We start from the raw sequence: 2768 nt of genomic DNA, 5'->3' as shown, positions 1-2768 counted from the left end.
GCACTGGTCATGGTGGCGACTGGTTGACCGGCCTTAACGCTGTCCCCTGGATTAACTAACAGTTTGAGCAGTTTCCCTCCTACAGGCGTTGTGACCTCAACCCGTTGTTGCGGCAGGGTTTCAATCTGTCCCGTTGCTCTAATGCCAGTCATCAAGGAACGAGGTTGTAAAGGCTCTACTTTAATCTCCAAGCGACGAATAGTATCCCCATCAAGGGCTACACCCTGAGCAGATTGAGCCGATTCACTTTGGTGAAATTCATCCCCATGGCCAGCGTGGGCTAAGGTCGCCTTGGGAGACAGCACCAGTAACCCCAACAACAGGGAGAAGGCCCAACTCCGGGCAATGATTCGGTTTTGCATAGAATTCCGACAGCGCAACCCTTTCAGTCTTTCATAGGAATATGAAACCAAGATGAAATGGGGTTATGTCTAGAAAAATGAGACGACTTTACTTTGATTTTCTAGGCGATCGCCGAAAGCTATCAATGCGTTCACTTTGGCGACGATGCGGTGTTGTTCGGCTAGGAGTTAACACAGCTTGTATTAATTGACGATGGGGGACGTGCGTGGCAGGATCAAGGCCACGAAATCACTAAGGCTATACAATATGCGGTCATGGAACAAAGAGCTTTACTAGAGATTGTTTTTAGCTTTGATGATGTCAAGGCAACCCAGGCGGCGGCCTATTTGCTGAAGCTTCATGGCGATGCTGACGCAATGAGCTATTTGGGTTTGCTTAAATTGCTTTATATTGGCGATCGCCGTTCATTGGAGAAAAGAGGTTATCCGATTACGGGGGATAGTTTTGTGGCGATGAAATACGGCCCAGTTTTAAGCCATATTTATGATTATGTGAAGCCGAATGGAGGTTATGCAAGTTCCGACTATTGGAATCGTTATATTGAAACTATTTCGACGACAAGATCGCCCCATAAAAAGGTCTATGTCACTTTGATTGATGATCCAGGAGATGATGAATTATCTATGGCAGAGGAAACAATTTTGCAGGGAGTTTATCAAGAGTTTGGCCATAGAGATCCTTTTGCCGTAGCAGAATGGACTCATGATTTACCAGAGTGGCAAGATCCGGCTAATTTTGGCAAAAAAGTGATGCCGATTGATGCCCAAGAACTTCTGAGTTATTTACACAAATCCGATCAAGATATTATCCTAATTAGGGAAATAGCAGAAAGAGAACGATTCCTTAATCAAGTTAATGGCTAGTTTTTCGATTGAGTTAGGGGATGTTTATTTGTTGGATACTGGTGGGACTAAAAATCACTGGTATATTGCTTTAGTTCCCTTTGGTGATGAATCTTTTGTGTTTGTTAATATTTCGACATGGTATGAGGGTTCAACGTTGAACGATGGGACTTGCATTTTAAAACCAGGCGGATCGATGCCAAGCTTTATCAAAAGTAAGTCATTTATTGCCTATGAATATGCAAAAGACTTTACGGTTCAAAGACTAGAGCCATTAATAGCCCCTAATTCTTCTATTCCTTTTGCAAAACTTCAAACGCAGGATTTGAGAAGAATCCAGAAAGAAAGCCTGAAATCAGAAAATTTAGCCAAAAAGTATCTCAAGGCAGTTAAATCTCATTTAGATAGGCCTTAAAACTCTGCCATCATTGATTCTAAGAGTTGGGTTTGTTTAGCAGTTTGTTGCTCAATTTGTTTTTCTAGGCGATCGAACAGGGCCATTAATGCTTCCACTTTGGCGACGATGCGATGTTGTTCGGGGAGTGGAGGAAGGGGAATAGGAATTTCTTTGAGTTTTGAGGCTTTAATACCTTTAGCAGTCATTCCTGTCGCGCTATTGATTAATTGCTCTTGAAAAATATCCGACATTATTAACAGTCTAAGATATAAATTCATGTCAGATTTATGCAGTTGAAAACAAATTACTCTTTGAGCTAGAGCAAAACGCTCATTAATATCAACAACTGCAATATTTCCCAGAGGGGCTTCAGTTGTAAATAATAAGTCTCCCAATCGTGGAAAACCTCTTGTCATCCATGAATGATACTCTTCTTCCGAGACATATTCATATGGTTCTCTATCTATAAATCCAAAACGTACATTTTTAGCTGTAATTAAAGGAATTCCAGACTTTATTTTTTTAGGCGTTTTTCCTCGATAATCAATAAATTTTGTAAGATTTCCTAGTCTATAAAAACTCCATCCTTTAGGCTTATCAATGTATTCTTCATGCTGAGCAATATAAATTTCTGCCTTAGTTTTTAATCCATGATTTTTGATTAACCGTTGTTTTTCTGTTTCAATTTCCTTTAACAATTCACTAGCTGGCGGATCATTGGGATCTTGCGGGACGAGTTTGCCCATCACCGCTAATTGCAAAATGGCTTGGCGGAGGCTGGTGACGTTTTCTTTGACGGCGTACAATTCGCCAAAGTTTTCCTTGATAAAATCCCACGCCTGTCCAAAGGTTTCCTGATCCGACGCTTTTAATAGTTTCTCCCTCGCCGATGTATGAATCAGAATGCGTTTTTGTTCTTTCTCTTTCTGAAGTTGCTCTAATTTGTCACATTGGGCCATCAGGCGATCGCACTTTTCGACAATGTGCTTTTGTTCGGTCAGTGGAGGAAGAAGGATGTGTGTACTTAATATGCTTCTTAATGACAATTTTGGCGGGAGCATCCCAGTTTGTCAGCAAGCATAAATACTCATAGAGAAGGCGTGATTAAGATAGGCACAGCGTAGGCGTAGCATTCGGTTAACATTCTTGGGAGACCATTGAGCACC

General features: G+C 41.4%; 3 protein-coding genes and 1 pseudogene. 2 read left to right on the top strand and 2 right to left on the bottom strand.

The window, feature by feature from the left end:
• Positions 1 to 362, bottom strand: a pseudogene (locus H6G45_RS00020) (efflux RND transporter periplasmic adaptor subunit); the annotation flags it as partial.
• Positions 363 to 617: 255 nt separating this feature from the next.
• Between H6G45_RS00020 and H6G45_RS00015 the strand changes: the two are divergent.
• The gene (locus H6G45_RS00015; RefSeq protein WP_190595436.1) at positions 618 to 1226 is read left to right on the top strand and encodes a Panacea domain-containing protein; all 609 of its coding nucleotides are present in this window, start codon (positions 618 to 620) and stop codon (positions 1224 to 1226) included.
• Positions 1219 to 1620 carry a hypothetical protein gene (locus H6G45_RS00010; protein WP_190595435.1) on the top strand — a complete coding sequence of 134 codons (402 nt, stop codon included), beginning with the start codon at positions 1219 to 1221 and terminating at the stop codon, positions 1618 to 1620. The genes H6G45_RS00015 and H6G45_RS00010 overlap by 8 nt, the downstream gene beginning before the upstream one ends.
• Here H6G45_RS00010 and H6G45_RS00005 read toward each other — a convergent pair.
• A complete protein-coding gene (locus H6G45_RS00005; protein ID WP_190595434.1) occupies positions 1617 to 2561 on the bottom strand; it encodes a restriction endonuclease subunit S in 945 nt (314 codons plus the stop codon). The two genes, H6G45_RS00010 and H6G45_RS00005, sit on opposite strands and share 4 nt — an antisense overlap.
• Positions 2562 to 2768: the final 207 nt, after the last annotated feature.

This window comes from Synechocystis sp. FACHB-383 (assembly GCF_014698605.1).
GTDB classification, from domain to species: domain Bacteria; phylum Cyanobacteriota; class Cyanobacteriia; order Cyanobacteriales; family Microcystaceae; genus Synechocystis; species Synechocystis salina.
Note: the sequence above shows the minus strand (reverse complement) of the source record. Positions and strands in the feature narration are given on the sequence as shown.

Bases quoted from the DNA above. Each gene is read 5' to 3' on its own strand.
- H6G45_RS00005 (WP_190595434.1), bottom strand. From the start codon at position 2,561: ATGGCCCAATGTGACAAATTAGAGCAACTTCAGAAAGAGAAAGAACAA.
- H6G45_RS00015 (WP_190595436.1), top strand. From the start codon at position 618: ATGGAACAAAGAGCTTTACTAGAGATTGTTTTTAGCTTTGATGATGTC.
- H6G45_RS00010 (WP_190595435.1), top strand. From the start codon at position 1,219: ATGGCTAGTTTTTCGATTGAGTTAGGGGATGTTTATTTGTTGGATACT.